This window comes from Salinivibrio sp. PR6 (assembly GCF_001995955.1).
In the GTDB taxonomy this organism is placed as follows: domain Bacteria; phylum Pseudomonadota; class Gammaproteobacteria; order Enterobacterales; family Vibrionaceae; genus Salinivibrio; species Salinivibrio siamensis.
Genome location: NZ_MUFA01000010.1, coordinates 1 through 15,038, shown reverse-complemented (window position 1 = coordinate 15,038; position 15,038 = coordinate 1). Strand labels below are relative to the sequence as shown.

Genomic DNA, 15,038 nt, shown 5'->3' with positions numbered 1-15,038 from the left:
TTCATGAAACGTAATAAAACCGTTACTCCCTGTTGTTGATGACATCCATAAACAGAAAGGAAAACGCGTGACAAAAAAGCATCTCTTGATCACTGGCGCCGGGCAGCGTATCGGCTACGCACTTGCCTGTCACTTTCTTCACCAAGGTCATCAGGTGACCCTATCTTATCGCACCGAACGGCCTCAAGTGGCTGACTTACGTGCACGCGGCGCACACTGTCTCCAAGCCGACTTTTCCTCTGATGAGGGCGTGTACGCATTTATCGAGTCGCTCGATGCGATGCATCCGACCTTCGATACCGTAATACACAACGCATCGTCGTGGGACAGTGAAACGCAAAGCCAAGATATTGCCACGTTATTCGATAATATGATGCAAATTCACGCCAAAACGCCTTACCTCATTAACATGGCCGCGTCACGCTGGATGCAGCAGGGCGATATTATTCACCTTACCGACTATGTCGCGCAAAAGGGCAGCGCTAAGCATACCGCCTACGCAACCAGCAAAGCGGCGCTAGAAAACCTGACGCTCTCCTTCGCGCAAAAGCTTGCGCCACATATTAAGGTAAACAGCATTTCACCTGCGCTAATCATGTTCAACGAAGGCGATGATGACGCCTATCGTGACAAAGCTCGCCGTAAATCGATTTTAGGCACTGTACCGGGTGAACAAGAGGTAGTGAATGCCTGCGAATTTATTCTCGCCAGTCAACATATGACCGGCCAATCTATCAAGCTGGATGGCGGACGCCATCTCATTTAATTTCGTGACCAGGGAAAGATTATGAACGACGCTGTCATTAAAGTAACCAACCTGCGCCTGCGTACTTACATTGGTTTTAATCCCGACGAGCAAGAGAAAAAACAAGATGTAGTGATCAATGTTGAGATCCACTATCCCGGCCACAAAGCCTGTGAAGAAGACAACGTAGATGATGCACTCAACTATAAAGTGATCACGAAAGCGATTATCGATTACGTCGAAAATGGCCGTTTTTTATTGCTGGAGAAGCTTGTGGCAGGCGTGCTAGACATTGCACGTGACCATCACTGGGTGCGCTATGCGCAAGTCACCATTGATAAGCCTCACGCACTTCGCTTCGCTGATTCCGTCTCTCTGAGCTTGAGCTGGACCGCCGACGAGTCCTAATCCAGTCAAGAGTTCGTTAGAATTATTCGAACATCTTGTTCAAGGGGAAACGGTTCTGAATTACCATTCACCCTATATACTGTGTTGGCATAGTGAATAGGAGCTGCAACGATGACAACGAAAACGGGCTACGATCTGATAATGCGTACGCTACACTGGCTATCAACCATTGTGATCATTGGTCTTTTCGCTGTTGGGCTTTGGATGGTCGATCTCAGTTATTACAGCAGCTGGTATCAGACGGCGCCGCATTGGCACAAATCCATTGGGTTATTGCTCGCCCTTGCCACCTTGTTTAGGCTCGTGTGGAAAGCGACACACACCATGCCTGCTGTCGAGGGCAAAGCGTGGGAGCGTAAAGCGGCAACGGCTGGGCATCATACAATCTATCTGTTGCTAATCACTTTGTTTGTCTCCGGTTATCTGATCTCAACATCAGATGGGCGAGGGATAGATGTCTTCACTTGGTTTACCGTGCCAAGCGCCGGTGAGCTTTTCCCCAACCAGTCAGATATTGCTGGGGATGTACACTACTACGTTGCCATTACCTTGATTGTATTGGCCGCTGGCCATGCAGTCATGGCACTTAAACACCACTTTATTGATAAAGACAATACGTTACGGAAGATGATCGGAGGAAACTCGAAATGAAAAAACTCATGTTAGCCATGGGAATGAGCGCCGCGACACTCTTATCTGGGCCTGCACTCGCAGACACTTATATGATTGACACCAAGGGCGCACACGCCTCGGTCAACTTCAAAGTGCCACACCTAGGTTACAGCTTTATCAAAGGTCGCTTTAATCAGTTCGACGGCCAGTTTGAATTCGACCCAGACAACATTGGCGCATCCAGTGTCTCTGTCACTATTGATACAACCAGTGTCGATTCTAACCACGCCGAGCGTGATAAGCACATTCGTAGCGGTGATTTCCTGGATGTGGGCGAATATGGCCAAGCATCCTTTGAAAGCACCAAGGTAACCGACAACGGTGACGGCTCGATGACCATCGCAGGCGATCTCACCTTGCATGGCCAAACTAAGCCAATTGAAATCGACGCAGAACTGGTTGGCCACGGTGAAGATCCATGGGGCAACTACCGCGCAGGCTTTATGGGTAACACCCGCCTGGAGCTAGAAGACTTCGGTATTCCTACCATGGGCCCTGCCACCTATGTTGATATGGAGCTTCACGTCGAAGGTATCCGTCAGTAATCGGCCTTCAGTCGATATCATGATTAAGCCTCGGATCGTCCGAGGCTTTTTTTGTCGCAAACTGAAACCCAATCGTCATAGTTGTTGTCTAGGATGGACGGCATGAAAAACAATCAGCAATTGGCTATGACTGCACCTATCAACATCGCATTTTTTGATCTCGACGAAACCCTGATCGCCACCGATACCAAACAAGCGTGGCTGGATTATTTATACCAACAAGGGCACGCGTCGAGTGATCGAGTCGCTCAAGAGCAGCAAGCCTATATCGACTTTAAAAAGGGTCGAATTAACCTTGAACAATATATGCACGTTCAGCTTACCCCACTCAAAGGCCGCTCAACCCAAACGGTCGATGGTTGGGCCACGGACTTTATCGATAGGCTCGTCGCCCCAGTGGTGGTACCGCAAGCGTTAGAACGCATTGAATGGCATCGCAACCGTGGCGACCACTGCGTGCTGGTTTCTAATACCGCCGCACACTTAGCAAGACCGATTGGCGCATTACTCAAACTCGACACTGTGATCGCAATTGAGCTCGAAACCATTAACGGTGTTTATACGGGCAGTATTTCTCATTGTGTGCGTGATTTTCGTGGTAAACATGACTATATGCAGGCATGGCTCTCTGACCGCCACGACACCGTGGGCCACACCTACGGCTACAGTGATTCGCACTGGGATGTGCCGCTTCTCGAACAAGTTGATAATGCGTTTGCAGTGAACCCCGATCCACACCTAAGTCTGCACGCACAAAAGAAAGATTGGACCATCATGGAGTGGGCGAGACACGATACCATTCGCGATTAATCTGTCATGTACCTTACGTGCAAATACACAAATGCAATCTCTCACGGGCGCTATCGGCGTCCTTTTTAACAACACTTACTTGAGAATGATTATCATAACCGTTATCTTTAACTTATGATCGGCTGGCGGCACCGCGCCGTAGTCACACGCATCGTTAAAGAGATAAAGGCTTATGAAGAAGAACATCATCATTATCGTCGCGCTCTTGCTCTCTCCACTGGCGCACGCCGACCAATTAAAACACGCGGACAAGTTAAAAGTGGTGACCAGCTTTACCATTCTCGCTGATATGGCCGCTAACGTAGCGGGCGAGCATGCCGAGGTAGTGTCGCTTACTAAACCCGGTGCTGAGATCCACAACTACCAACCCACCCCGGGGGATATTCTGCGTGCGCAAGGTGCGGATGTGGTGATGTGGAACGGATTAGGCCTAGAGCGTTGGTTCGAACGCTTTTTCCAGCACATCGATAAAGTGCCGAATGTGATCTTATCTGAGGGAGTGGAGCCGATTGTGATTGCCTCGGGCCCGTATCGCGGCAAACCCAATCCGCACGCGTGGATGTCGCCCTCTGATGCAATGCGATACGTTGATAATATCGAGCAAGCCCTGATTAAGTACGATCCTGCCAATCAAACGCACTACCAAGCCAATGCCAAAGCCTACAAGGCACAAATTCAAGCCGTGTTCGCGCGTGCGCAAGATGCCTTATCCGCTGTCCCCGAATCCCAGCGTTGGCTAGTAAGCAGCGAAGGCGCTTTCTCTTATCTGGCGCGTGATTTAAACCTCAACGAAGCCTATTTATGGCCGATCAACGCTGAGCGTCAGGGCACACCGCAACAAGTGCGTTCGCTGATTGATACCGTACGAGAGCACCAAGTGCGTGCTGTCTTCTCTGAAAGTACCGTGTCCGATGCGCCCGCTAAACAAGTCGCCGCGGAAACCGACGCGCACTATGGCGGCATTTTATATGTCGATTCGCTCAGTCAAGCTGACGGACCCGTGCCTGACTATCTATCCTTACTGACAGTTACCACAGAAACCGTCTTAGCGGGGTTGCGCCATGACGCACTATGATTTAACCGACGACACGCCCAGTGTGTTAGATGTCAACAAGGTGCGTGTCGTCTATCGAAACGGCCTGTGTGCCCTTGAGCACGCCAGTTTCTCGCTGCCAGCGCAAACCATCACTGCCTTGGTGGGTGCCAATGGCAGCGGCAAATCCACCTTGTTTAAAGCGATCATGGGGTTTGTGAATCCCGGCAGTGGCAGCATTGCGGTCAACGGTACCCCCATTAAGCAAGCGCAAAAAGCAGGCTTGGTCGCTTATGTCCCTCAATCCGAAGAGATCGATTGGTCGTTCCCGGTGTTAGTGGAAGATGTGGTAATGATGGGCCGCTACGGCAAGATGTCATTTATGCGTCGCCCCAAAGCGGAGGATCATCAGGCAGTGGATGAGGCCTTAGCCCGCGTGGGTATGACAGCCTTTCGCCAGCGGCAAATTGGTGAACTGTCCGGCGGACAGAAAAAACGCGTTTTTCTCGCCCGCGCCTTGGCTCAGCATAGCCCGCTGATTTTACTGGATGAGCCCTTTACTGGCGTAGATGTTACCAGTGAAGAGTCAATTATGCGTTTGCTGCTCGAGCTCAAAGACGAAGGCAAAACCATTTTGATTGCCACCCATAACCTCGGTACCGTACCCGACTTTTGCGATCGCACCGTGTTGGTCAATCGCGCGGTGGTGGCTGGCGGACGCACTGAGCATGTGTTTACCACCGAGAACCTCAGTGCCATTTTTGGCGGCAAACTGCGCCAGTATGTGATGCCTAGCGATCAGCTCCACCAAGACGCCGATCCGCGCGAGCTATCGGTGATTTCCGACGACGAGCGGCCCTTGGTGGTGTATGGCAAGCGCGAACAAAGCGCGCAGGAGCGGCGCGAATGAGCTTACTCGATCCCCTCGCCTATCAATACATGCAAAAAGCATTGCTGGTCACCACCTTGATTGGCGGCGTGTGCGGCTTGCTCTCCGCCTTTTTGATGCTCAAAGGCTGGTCGCTGATGGGCGATGCCCTCTCCCATGCGATTGTACCGGGCGTTGCCGGCGCTTATATGCTAGGCCTGCCCTTTTCGCTCGGCGCCTTTGTTGCTGGCGGCATGGCCGCGAGCGTGATGCTGTTTTTGCATCAACGCAGCCACATCAAACAAGATGCGATCATCGGTTTAATTTTTTCGAGCTTTTTCGCCTTCGGGCTCTTTTTAGTCTCCATTTCGCCCGTCGCGGTCGATATTCAACAAATTATGCTGGGTAATTTGCTCGCCATTGCCCCACTCGATGCGGTGCAAATGCTAGTCATTGCCTTGGTGAGCCTCACCGTACTGGCGGTGAAATGGCGTGATTTTATGCTGACCTTTTTTGATGAAAGCCACGCCCGCTGCATTGGTTTACCCGTGGTGGGGCTTAAAGTGCTGTTTTTTGCGCTGCTCAGCGCTTGCACCATGGCAGCACTTAAAAGTGTCGGTGCCTTTTTGGTGATTTGCTTGGTGATCGCTCCCGGCGCCACCGCCTATTTATTGAGTGATCGCTTCGGGCCCGTGTTGGTATTGAGTGGTGTCATCGGCACACTCACCTCACTATTTGGGGTGTACATCAGCTATTTCGCCAACCTTAACGCCGGCGCACTGATTGTGCTGGCCCAAGTGGGACTCTTCCTAGCCGCCTTTGTGTTTGGCCCTAAACACGGTTTACTCGCGCGGCGCGCCAAACGTCAGGAGGCACTGCAATGAATCCGTATCAACTGACTTTTATGCAAGATGCACTGCTGATGTCCGTCTTGGTCGCGCTGCCCTGCGCGCTGCTTTCTTGCTATTTAGTATTAAAAGGCTGGTCGTTAATTGGCGATGCGGTGGCTCACGCGGTGCTGCCGGGATTGGTGTTGGCAAACTTATTTGGCCTGCCGCTGATTGTTGGCGCCTTTGCCGCCGGCTCCGCATGCGCCACCAGTGTGCATTGGCTCAAACAAAATAGCCGTGTGAAAGAAGACACCTTGCTGGGGATTGTGTTTTCTGGCTTTTTCGCGCTGGGGCTGATTTTGCAAGGCCAGTTCCCGTCTGATTTGCACCTTGACCATATTCTATTTGGCAACCTATTGGGGATTAACCACCAACAGCTGCTCACCGCCGCCATCACCGGCTTAGTCGTGCTCGCGCTCGTGCTGCTTAAAGGGCGAGATTTAATGCTGCTATCGTTCGACCCGGCGCAAGCCAGCGTGCTCGGGCTCCCCGTACAAAAGCTTCACTGGCTTCTGCTCTCGGTGATGATTGCTACCATTGTTGCGGGGTTACACGCAGTGGGGATTATCTTAGTGGTGGCGATGTTGATTGCACCGGGCGTCACCGCCTTTATGCTCAGCAAACAATTTAGCCGCATGCTATGGATTGCCTGTGCGATCGCCTTAGTCACCGCCGTGGGCGGCGTGACTCTGTCGTTTTACCTTGACAGCGCACCCGGCCCGACCATTGTATTGCTCCTCACCGGCTGCTTTGTGGTGACCTTTGCGTGGCAGCAATATCAAATCCACCGCAACCAACAACGCCCGCAGCCGACGCAACAAGCAACAAAAGCAACGCGCCCATCCACCACCCATTCGGCGCAATCACGTTAATCGGTACCGATGGACACAACCGCATCCCAACCTGAGCAGTGCGCAAGATAGAGCTCGCGCACATTGCTCGTCGCATAGGTTTTATCGCCCATGGCCGTCATCTTGCCTTCACGCACGCCAACTACCATAATTAGGTATATATTGGTATCAACGAGTTCTAACCATGGCAAAGAATACAAGTATTACCCTAGGTGAACACTTCGATGGCTTTATCGCTAGCCAAATCGAAACAGGGCGTTACAGCTCGACAAGTGAAGTCGTTCGCGCCGCACTGCGTTTACTCGAAAACCAAGAGACAAAACTGCATACACTGCGTCAACTTCTCGTTGAGGGCGAACAGAGTGGCGATGCTGAGTACGACATCGATAACTTTATCCACGAAATCGATGCCGAAGACACACAATGAAGCCATTTACGCTGACTATCGCCGCCAAAACGGACTTAAGGAGTATCGCGTTGTTTACCCAGCGCCGTTGGGGAAAAGAGCAACGCAATCTATATATAAAACAGTTCGATGACACCTTTTGGTTATTGGCTGAAAACCCAGACATGGGGAAACCGTGTGATGACATCCGATCAGAGTATCGTAAATTTCCTCTTGGCAGCCATATTGTTTTTTACCAACCCAAGGGTAATCATCACATTAAAGTCGTTCGAATCTTGCATAAAAGCATGGATGTGAATCCAGCACTGGGTGTTTAGTCCACCGTAGTCACTTATACGGTCTCTGTCGACGGACACAGCAACACCCCATCCTCAGCAGTGCGCGAGACAGAGCCTCTTTCTAATCGCGCACCGCCCCACCAACCCGACTCGCCCCTTGTGTTCTAGCCAACTTATTGTACTCACCTCACAAAACATGGTTTATCTAACACTTTGGACAATAGCGCACGAAAACCAAAACAGCGCTTGATAGACTAATCCCAAATCTGCCCACTCTATGGCGTGTTAGATGCCGACAACTAACTGGCGGTAGCGTGGCAAAATACAGGGTGGTTAACCTGTTTATCGGCCAGATAAACGCAAAAGCGTGCGCGTTTATCCATGACAGATGCACACTATCTCTGAATGGATGAAAAAAAGAGTTTATTAGTCATGTGTTTACAGATTCACGCTTGGGGATAGTGTGAATTCCTGAGTAGAGATAGGCGGCATGCACACTTTCGCGGAAGAGCAATATCCATTAGAGGTGAGAAATTCTATTGGTAACAGCCAGTTAGGTAGAAAAGAGTGCGGATAACGGTTTTGGGAAATCGTGCATGCGCACTAATGCAATGTTAACTTTTTAGTGAGGACTCAATGAAGGCTATCATAATTGGAGCTACTTCAGGAATTGGGCGTGAGCTCGCTAAGCAAATGTCAGTTTATGGCTATGTTGTTGGAATAACAGGTCGGAGGTCTGAACTATTGGATTCGCTTGAGGAAGAGTTACCTGGAGAATGCTTCAAGACTACCATGGATCTAGCTGAAATTTCTGAAGCCGTGAAAGCATTTAAAGAATTGCTTAGAGAGATGGATGATGTCAGCGTTGTCGTAATCAACTCAGGGACTGGAAATGTCGATCCAACATTTCCTCTTTCTGGTGAGCTTGAAGCAGTGGCGGTAAATGTGGCGGGTTTTACCGCCTTGGCGAGTGTAGCATACCACTACTTCGCTAACAAAAAAGAAGGGCATATTGTGGGTACATCTTCGATTATGGCTTTGAGAGGTGGGCCGTGTCCATCTTATAATGCATCAAAAGCTTATATGTCCAATTATTTGGAAGGTGTTCTTTGTAGATCTCGTATGGAAGGTCACAATATTGTTGTTACAGATGTCAGGCCAGGGTTTGTTGACACTGCTATGGCCAAAGGCGAAGGTATTTTTTGGATGGCTCCAGTTGAAAAAGCGGCAAGACAAATATTCAAGGCAATTAAGAAAAGGAGAAGAATTGTCTATATTACGAAAAGATGGAGGCTTGTTGGATTCCTTGTATCGTGCATGCCATTTAAACTTTATCTTAAAGTCATCAGTTAACAAGCCAATGCACGCGACAGGCGCGTGATTGGAGCGTTATAAGCTTAAGTGGTTAAATAAGCAGAGGAAGTATGAATCAAGAAATGCAAGATCAACTCAACGGCGCTAGGAACCTATTCTTTGGTTTTCTAAAAGGCGTTGATAATCGATTCAATATCGAGCTTCCCGATTATATCTATCATTACACGTCGGTTGAGAGTTTTTACTCCATGGTCGAGTCCGATACAATTCGTATGTTCACTATTAGTAATTTTGAAGATCAATTAGAACGGAAAGTTAAGTTAGATATCGAAAGCAGAATTAGTGGTTGTATCACGAATAATGAGACTCTTGAAAAGCACGACTTTGCAAATGTAGTCAATTCTGCATTGTCCAATGATCACGTTTTCATCCAATCTAACACTACGACAAGTCGTAATGAGTACTTATGGGAAAATTATGGTAACGCAGGCAAAGGGATATGTCTTCGTATCTCGACAGCCAAATATATAGCCTACTTAGAAGAGACTCTTGAAGACTTTGAATTACTCCCAGATTATCTGAAGTGCTGCTACATATCATACGACGATGCTTGGTTAAATTCGTTTTTGGAGATGTTACTTCCTGCAATACAGGCAGCTAATCCTAAGTTAAATAATATGGCGACTACAATCTGGTTTTTCTTCTTGGAGTACTGGAGAAACTTTATCAAATCTCCAAAACCGTACGAAAAAGAAAAAGAGTTTCGTTTCGTAGTTTCTGACAACTTTTCGCTGTTCTTATTTTTTTGCAGTCAGTTAGCACGGTGGGGCTTGTTTAATACGAAAGACTCTGATGCATTGGCAGACGCTTTCTTTAGTGAATACAGTAAACGAAAGCAAGAATTACATAAGAAATTAGGTTTTACGCTTACAGAACATTCAAGTTATGTGACTATCCCGTTTTCAAGTGTCGTTGATTCTGTATTAATTGGACCAAACTCAACAATGACAAAGTCTGAGATATCGAAAGGTACAAACTACAAAATTAGAAAAAATCAGATCGAGCGAATGTTGGGTCGCTTATAACACATATGGGCCCTTCTCCGGTCAATAGGCAATAGCATTTTTTGGCTGCGACAGCAGCCAATGCTCTCGAACAACAAAGTCGTCTACTTCGTTCTGTCATTTCCACCATTAAGTCATTGCTTACGGCAAACACATATAGAAGATCTCTTACCGCGGTCTCACCGCTGCCTGCCAATCATGTGACAGGGCCATTAGACATTATTCGGTTAACCCAAGCAGGCGCTATTCAAAAAGAAGGCTAAACGTTTGTTTTCCAGTTATCTTCAGGCTCAGTTTGGGTGTAAGCAACTTTGTTGTTCGCTTGGATGCGCAACAATGGGGCGGCTAATCAAAGCAAAGGGGCTTGGACAACCATTGGCACAGCAGACCATTGGGGCATAATGCCCAGTGATCTCAGTCAGCGGCGTGCTCCTTCTCAGCACCAGTTAGATGTTCAGCTCACCCCATTGTGCGACTTACTCGGGTAAGAACTTGTGTTCGTCAAACACGGTTTTGTTCCTCAACATGAAGTAAACGCAACGCCCCAGGTTGTGGGCGAGTGCAGAGAGTGCTTTGGCTTTACTCATTCGCCTTTGTAATCAGTTTAGGTATTTCCTAGCCTTTTCATTGCCGCGAAGATAAAGCACCGCCGCTTCAGAGAACGCCCATTTAAGGTGTGCGTTACCGATTTTGTTGCCATTGGTCCCGTATTGTTTTCCCACAGATTCGGCTTTGCATTTAATCAGTCGCGAATAAGATGCGAACTGTTTTCTCGTTCCCACGCTCCCGCGTGGGAATGCATATCTAGTTATCATTCAGACACTGAATGTTCCATAACCTGAGTAAAATCACACCGCCTAGAGTATTGAACCGGCTTGTTCGCTAAAGATATTGACGCTGTCCGCGAATGTTAGAACAGATCAAGTGCAGTTCGGTGATCTTTTGGCGAATCCTGCCCATGATTCAAAATCCATATACATTCCCACGCAGGAGCGTGGGAACGAGTTAAAAGAAGAAGTAAAAAAATTAGTCTTAGACCGATTAGTCTTCAGGGCGAGCGCATGAGTGTTTATTTTTCAACCATCGCCGGTATACCTGCGGCTAAAACCTTTTCTAAGAAGCTGGGATTCATGAGACAGCGCTTCTGTTTGGCCACCAAGCTGATCTTGGTCGGCTCAGCCCGCACCATGTTTTCTCGTTCCCACGCTCCCGCGTGGGAATGCATATCTAGTTATCATTCAGACACTGAATGTTCCATAACCTGAGTAAAATCACGCCGCCTAGAGTATTGAACCGGCTTGTTCGCTAAAGATATTGACGCTGTCCGCGAGTGTTAGAACAGAGATCAAGTGCAGTTCGGTGATCTTTTGGCGAATCCTGCCCATAATTCAAAATCCATATACATTCCCACGCAGGAGCGTGGGAACGAGTTAATTATCGCAACATGCGCAATGATCTTATTGGCTGCTTCAATTGGTCTGGCTGTTTGGTGTGCCATCAATCGCCTCCGGGATTTTCGTGCTACCACGCAAATTGCACGTTGCCGCTACAAAAATGAGCCAGTAAGTTCCTGTGACCGTCAAGAAACCAAAGCGTTGGGAATCTTATCGTGGCGTTTGTTTTGGTAGCAGGCTGTTTTTATTTGGTATTGGTGCAGGTGGGGTAGCCATTACGATTATCGTACAAATGCGGTCATAGCCAATGCCCATTAACACAGAATCAACCCCAACTCCTTGCTCAAAACGGTTAATTGAACTATAGTTCGTACGTTACTTTGTACAACTTGAGGTTCAATATGAGTCGTATTCATTTCGATCAAGATATTCAGCCGTTATCTGAATTTCGTGCAGGTGTGGCTTCTTACATCAAACAAATCAATGAGACTCGCCGTCCATTGGTCATCACACAGCATGGCAAAGGCGTAGCTGTTGTTCTCGATGTTGCAGAGTATGAAGCAATGCAAGAGAAGATCGAGTTACTGGAAGAAATGCGTACAGCTGAAGCTCAATTAGCTTCAGGCCTTGGTGTTTCAAATGATGATGCTCGTGCTCAAGTACTGGGGCGCATTAAGAAATGAAAGTAGTTTGGTCTCCATTAGCGCTTCAGAAATTAGGCGATGCAGCGGAATTTATATCTTTGGATAATCCATCTGCGGCAGAAAACTGGGTAAACGAAGTTTTTGACAAAACTGAACTACTTGGAAGTATGCCTGAAATGGGGCGCTTTGTTCCTGAACTGCCCAATACTAACTATCGTGAAATAATTTTTGGTCACTATCGTATTATCTATAGCTTAAGCCATGAGATCCGCGTACTAACAGTTCGTAATTGTCGTCAAATGTTGTCGGAAGATGACGTGTAAAACTGTGTTATAACGAGTATGTCTTCAATCACTAAATTTTAGCGAATTTTTCATCCCACATCACGTCGTCTCTAAGCATCGAATTTAAGATCACCACCATATTGCGTACTACAAGGCATTGTAGATCAAAGCGCTGAGCCTATCGATGCACCTCTGTCGACTGACACAACTGCATCCAAGCTTCGGCGGTGCGTGAGACATAGCGCTCGCCGTGCCAGACTAAGCCGAGTTGCCATTCAATCGCCGGGCTTATCGTTTTCACTAGCAATAACTCACTGTCTTCCAAGCTGGCGCTGAGGCGCTGGCATAGAGGCGCGGGTAAAAACGCCACCCCAGCACCACTTTTCACCAAGGCGGCTAAAAAGTCCCACTGACTGCTACGCGCGGCAATAGTCGGCTGATAGCCATGCTCTTCACAGCGGGCAATAATCCGATCGCTTAGAGTAAATTCAGCGCTATACAGATAAAACGGCTCGTCTTTAACAGCCTGCCACGTCAGGCTTTTTTGCGCGCGCCACACGGCTTGGTTGGGCAGCACTGCATAAATGGGGTGAGTTTGTAAGGGTAAGCTTTGCAAGCACTCAGGCTGAGTGTCGGTGAGCATGGTGATTGCCACATCAATCTCACCATTGATCAGCGCTTGTTCGGTGCGCCGCCCGCCGTATTCGACAATACTGAGCGCCACGTTTGGGTAGCGTTGTCGGTACTCACGCAACACGTTGGCATACAGCGGCCCTATCATCGGTGGCATCCCCAACCTGAGTTGGCCGCGCGCCAGTTGGTTGAGATCGTCGAGCTCAGTATTTAGCTGCTCGAACTCAGCAATAATGCTCTGCGCGCGCTGATACACCACCTCACCAGCATCAGTTAACCAAAATCGCCTTCCCTCTCGGTGCAACAACGGCTGACCCACATCTTGCTCAAGGTTACGCACCATTTTACTGATTGTCGGTTGCGTCACATGCAACGACGCCGAGGCGGCAGTAAAGCTCTGCTTTTCCACCAAGGCAATAAAATAGCGCAACGCACGAATATCCATAAACGGCCCTTAAAAGCTAATCGTTAACCATGCCATTTTGGCATAGTTGATGGCGAAAAAAGCAGAGGAACTGGCACTTGTTACCATGCGTCACTAGGTTACACTTTCGGTAGCATGAAGCAGTCTCTCATTAAGTCTCGCTCACCGCGTTTGATACCTGCTCCTTTTGCCAAGCGCTCCCATTTAGACACGGCCTGGGCGACTTGACGATAAATTTTGTCAGCTGTTTTCACATCAAGTTGAAAGTACTCTGCCACCTCAAACGCTAGGTCAATATCTAAAGCATTATCTTTGTCGTCAATATTTAAGTGCAGACCGTGGGCATGTTGTGTTGAATTGATGTCGTAGGCGGGTGACAGTCGCCAACCTGTCATGTCAAAAATAAAGCCATGATTACGTAGGTGATCGTCACTATTGGCAACCATGATATTAAACAGCATACGTCTCCAAAGCTGTGCCAAGTCCGCCCGCGTATTAGAACCATTCTGGATAAGAAATTCCGCTAACTCTAGGTAGCTCGCTCCATCATCATTGCCATCGAAATATTCAAGCTGTGTCATTGCTGACGTAAATTGCAGTCTCCTGCCGTCATCGGTACGATCAAATCGCTTAGTCAGGAAAATATGGTGGTCTGAACCAATGGCCTGCACTTTACATTCAGCCATATTGATCCCAGAGTCCAAGGCCATTTGGTACACCAAGTATTCCCACAGGCCAATATCATAATCGTCATACCGACTTGGAAACTTTGCCAGCCATAAAGTACCATCGACATCTCTTACAGAAGCTTTCGGCCTAGCTCCGCCCAACGATGACCCTGGCGAGATAAGCATATTCAACCATTTAAGGTAGTCAGGATTATCAAAGTCGGGTTTGTCCTCGATGCCTTGCGCTGCACATTCTAGCTCCGCGAGTGAAGTCATAGCTGGAGTCGCCAGATCGTCATTGTCGTCAAGAAAATTGCCACCATGCTCGGTGCAAAATCTTAAAGCGCCCATTCTAAAAGAGTCATGAACACCGAGGAGATAATCGGTTTCGTATAATGTGCTCGCTCTACGTCCCTCAATGCGGGCTATAACAGCCTCTCGACGTTGCATCAGCAAGCGCCCCCATCGATCAGGGCAAGAATCCAAGAATATCTTGAAGTTTTTGTCGTCTTCAGCGTGCTGCTCGCCACTATATAGATGAAGGCAAGGGTCGATTTGAGAAGCATACTTAGATTTAAGCCAGGTCTTGTCATAGCAAAAGCTGAAATGCTCTTTACCACGGATTCGCGATGCTCTCAGTGTCCCAATAAACAAGGGCGGCTCAGTTTCAATCCAATCGGCGTAGACAAAGATTTCCATTCGTTTGATGCCCTATCGTCTCGTTTTCAACAACTCGATATCTTGCAGTTTCCTACCAAGTTCATCATCGAGCGCGACTTTACCTAGATCGTCTAACAAACCTAGTACGGCGAGCACATTAACATAATGGCCTAACGACACTGTCGGATCACCTTTTGTGATTTTTCGTAGCGTTGGTTTCGAGATCCCTGTGCGCTGATGCATTCTATCTTGACTGATCCCTCGACGTTTCATCGCCAATAAGATGTTTTCACCCAATTGATGCAATATTTTCATCTGCCGCGGGAACACGGTGGCACCGCGCTTGGGCGGCGATTCCTTATCACACTTCACCATAATGAAATTAAAACTAGATAAAAACTCAGTATATAAATGAAATTAAAACTAGATAAAAACTCAGTATATAAA

General features: G+C 48.1%; 18 protein-coding genes and 2 pseudogenes. 15 read left to right on the top strand and 5 right to left on the bottom strand.

Annotation, left to right across the window (positions count from 1 at the left end; all coding sequences use genetic code 11):
- The first annotated feature begins 67 nt into the window (after positions 1-67).
- The 13 genes from folM to BZG72_RS09925 all read left to right on the top strand — a co-directional run bounded on the left by folM (position 68) and on the right by BZG72_RS09925 (position 9,905).
- Positions 68-766, top strand: coding sequence for a dihydromonapterin reductase (gene folM, locus BZG72_RS09985; protein ID WP_046075929.1), 699 nt, complete (start codon positions 68-70; stop codon positions 764-766).
- 21 nt (positions 767-787) lie between these two features.
- Positions 788-1,153, top strand: coding sequence for a dihydroneopterin triphosphate 2'-epimerase (folX, locus tag BZG72_RS09980; protein ID WP_046075930.1), 366 nt, complete (start codon positions 788-790; stop codon positions 1,151-1,153).
- Between the two features lie 111 nt (positions 1,154-1,264).
- Positions 1,265-1,804, top strand: a complete 540-nt coding sequence (locus BZG72_RS09975) for a cytochrome b (RefSeq protein WP_046075931.1) — start codon at positions 1,265-1,267, stop codon at positions 1,802-1,804.
- Complete coding sequence (locus BZG72_RS09970) at positions 1,801-2,370, top strand: YceI family protein (RefSeq protein WP_046075932.1); 570 nt, start codon at positions 1,801-1,803, stop codon at positions 2,368-2,370. The genes BZG72_RS09975 and BZG72_RS09970 overlap by 4 nt, the downstream gene beginning before the upstream one ends.
- A gap of 102 nt (positions 2,371-2,472) precedes the next feature.
- Positions 2,473-3,180: an HAD family hydrolase gene (locus BZG72_RS09965; protein WP_158075464.1), complete on the top strand. Its 708-nt coding sequence runs from the start codon at positions 2,473-2,475 to the stop codon at positions 3,178-3,180.
- A 172-nt stretch (positions 3,181-3,352) separates the two neighbouring features.
- Positions 3,353-4,255, top strand: a complete 903-nt coding sequence (locus BZG72_RS09960; RefSeq protein WP_077666700.1) for a metal ABC transporter substrate-binding protein — start codon at positions 3,353-3,355, stop codon at positions 4,253-4,255.
- Positions 4,242-5,123 (top strand): ATP-binding cassette domain-containing protein, encoded by an 882-nt coding sequence (locus tag BZG72_RS09955; RefSeq protein ID WP_077666699.1) that lies wholly within the window; start codon positions 4,242-4,244, stop codon positions 5,121-5,123. Before BZG72_RS09960 ends, BZG72_RS09955 begins: the two co-directional genes overlap by 14 nt.
- Entirely contained in the window at positions 5,120-5,965 is an 846-nt protein-coding gene (locus tag BZG72_RS09950; RefSeq protein WP_077480460.1) for a metal ABC transporter permease, read from the top strand. The genes BZG72_RS09955 and BZG72_RS09950 overlap by 4 nt, the downstream gene beginning before the upstream one ends.
- A complete protein-coding gene (locus BZG72_RS09945; protein WP_077666698.1) occupies positions 5,962-6,843 on the top strand; it encodes a metal ABC transporter permease in 882 nt (293 codons plus the stop codon). The genes BZG72_RS09950 and BZG72_RS09945 overlap by 4 nt, the downstream gene beginning before the upstream one ends.
- A gap of 163 nt (positions 6,844-7,006) precedes the next feature.
- Entirely contained in the window at positions 7,007-7,249 is a 243-nt protein-coding gene (locus tag BZG72_RS09940) for a type II toxin-antitoxin system ParD family antitoxin (protein ID WP_077461389.1), read from the top strand.
- Positions 7,246-7,545, top strand: coding sequence for a type II toxin-antitoxin system RelE/ParE family toxin (locus BZG72_RS09935; protein ID WP_077666697.1), 300 nt, complete (start codon positions 7,246-7,248; stop codon positions 7,543-7,545). Before BZG72_RS09940 ends, BZG72_RS09935 begins: the two co-directional genes overlap by 4 nt.
- A 597-nt stretch (positions 7,546-8,142) precedes the next feature.
- Complete coding sequence (locus tag BZG72_RS09930) at positions 8,143-8,859, top strand: SDR family NAD(P)-dependent oxidoreductase (RefSeq protein ID WP_077666696.1); 717 nt, start codon at positions 8,143-8,145, stop codon at positions 8,857-8,859.
- Between the two features lie 71 nt (positions 8,860-8,930).
- A complete protein-coding gene (locus tag BZG72_RS09925) occupies positions 8,931-9,905 on the top strand; it encodes a hypothetical protein (RefSeq protein ID WP_077666695.1) in 975 nt (324 codons plus the stop codon).
- Positions 9,906-10,360: 455 nt separating this feature from the next.
- Here BZG72_RS09925 and BZG72_RS09920 read toward each other — a convergent pair.
- A pseudogene (locus BZG72_RS09920) lies at positions 10,361-10,654 on the bottom strand (transposase); the annotation flags it as partial.
- A gap of 299 nt (positions 10,655-10,953) precedes the next feature.
- Positions 10,954-11,076, bottom strand: a pseudogene (locus BZG72_RS16110) (ISAs1 family transposase); the annotation flags it as partial.
- 603 nt (positions 11,077-11,679) lie between these two features.
- Between BZG72_RS16110 and BZG72_RS09915 the strand changes: the two are divergent.
- Together BZG72_RS09915 and BZG72_RS09910 are read left to right on the top strand one after the other, a co-directional pair.
- Positions 11,680-11,961 (top strand): type II toxin-antitoxin system Phd/YefM family antitoxin, encoded by a 282-nt coding sequence (locus BZG72_RS09915; RefSeq protein ID WP_021024253.1) that lies wholly within the window; start codon positions 11,680-11,682, stop codon positions 11,959-11,961.
- Positions 11,958-12,245, top strand: coding sequence for a type II toxin-antitoxin system RelE/ParE family toxin (locus tag BZG72_RS09910; protein ID WP_077666694.1), 288 nt, complete (start codon positions 11,958-11,960; stop codon positions 12,243-12,245). The genes BZG72_RS09915 and BZG72_RS09910 overlap by 4 nt, the downstream gene beginning before the upstream one ends.
- Before the next feature lie 139 nt (positions 12,246-12,384).
- Here the strand turns inward: BZG72_RS09910 and BZG72_RS09905 are convergent, their stop codons facing one another.
- The 3 genes from BZG72_RS09905 to BZG72_RS09895 form a co-directional block, all read right to left on the bottom strand.
- Positions 12,385-13,284 (bottom strand): LysR family transcriptional regulator, encoded by a 900-nt coding sequence (locus BZG72_RS09905; protein WP_077666693.1) that lies wholly within the window; start codon positions 13,282-13,284, stop codon positions 12,385-12,387.
- A gap of 98 nt (positions 13,285-13,382) precedes the next feature.
- A complete protein-coding gene (locus tag BZG72_RS09900; protein WP_077666692.1) occupies positions 13,383-14,630 on the bottom strand; it encodes a type II toxin-antitoxin system HipA family toxin in 1,248 nt (415 codons plus the stop codon).
- Positions 14,631-14,642: 12 nt separating this feature from the next.
- Positions 14,643-14,906, bottom strand: coding sequence for a helix-turn-helix domain-containing protein (locus BZG72_RS09895; protein WP_051503382.1), 264 nt, complete (start codon positions 14,904-14,906; stop codon positions 14,643-14,645).
- Positions 14,907-15,038 lie beyond the last annotated feature (132 nt).

Coding starts and splice junctions, on each gene's coding strand:
- BZG72_RS09975 (WP_046075931.1), top strand. CDS start 1,265: ATGACAACGAAAACGGGCTACGATCTGATAATGCGTACGCTACACTGG.
- BZG72_RS09940 (WP_077461389.1), top strand. CDS start 7,007: ATGGCAAAGAATACAAGTATTACCCTAGGTGAACACTTCGATGGCTTT.
- BZG72_RS09970 (WP_046075932.1), top strand. CDS start 1,801: ATGAAAAAACTCATGTTAGCCATGGGAATGAGCGCCGCGACACTCTTA.
- BZG72_RS09915 (WP_021024253.1), top strand. CDS start 11,680: ATGAGTCGTATTCATTTCGATCAAGATATTCAGCCGTTATCTGAATTT.
- BZG72_RS09900 (WP_077666692.1), bottom strand. CDS start 14,630: ATGGAAATCTTTGTCTACGCCGATTGGATTGAAACTGAGCCGCCCTTG.
- BZG72_RS09965 (WP_158075464.1), top strand. CDS start 2,473: ATGAAAAACAATCAGCAATTGGCTATGACTGCACCTATCAACATCGCA.
- BZG72_RS09930 (WP_077666696.1), top strand. CDS start 8,143: ATGAAGGCTATCATAATTGGAGCTACTTCAGGAATTGGGCGTGAGCTC.
- BZG72_RS09925 (WP_077666695.1), top strand. CDS start 8,931: ATGAATCAAGAAATGCAAGATCAACTCAACGGCGCTAGGAACCTATTC.
- BZG72_RS09910 (WP_077666694.1), top strand. CDS start 11,958: ATGAAAGTAGTTTGGTCTCCATTAGCGCTTCAGAAATTAGGCGATGCA.
- BZG72_RS09950 (WP_077480460.1), top strand. CDS start 5,120: ATGAGCTTACTCGATCCCCTCGCCTATCAATACATGCAAAAAGCATTG.
- BZG72_RS09945 (WP_077666698.1), top strand. CDS start 5,962: ATGAATCCGTATCAACTGACTTTTATGCAAGATGCACTGCTGATGTCC.
- BZG72_RS09960 (WP_077666700.1), top strand. CDS start 3,353: ATGAAGAAGAACATCATCATTATCGTCGCGCTCTTGCTCTCTCCACTG.
- folX (WP_046075930.1), top strand. CDS start 788: ATGAACGACGCTGTCATTAAAGTAACCAACCTGCGCCTGCGTACTTAC.
- BZG72_RS09955 (WP_077666699.1), top strand. CDS start 4,242: ATGACGCACTATGATTTAACCGACGACACGCCCAGTGTGTTAGATGTC.
- BZG72_RS09935 (WP_077666697.1), top strand. CDS start 7,246: ATGAAGCCATTTACGCTGACTATCGCCGCCAAAACGGACTTAAGGAGT.
- BZG72_RS09905 (WP_077666693.1), bottom strand. CDS start 13,284: ATGGATATTCGTGCGTTGCGCTATTTTATTGCCTTGGTGGAAAAGCAG.
- BZG72_RS09895 (WP_051503382.1), bottom strand. CDS start 14,906: ATGAAAATATTGCATCAATTGGGTGAAAACATCTTATTGGCGATGAAA.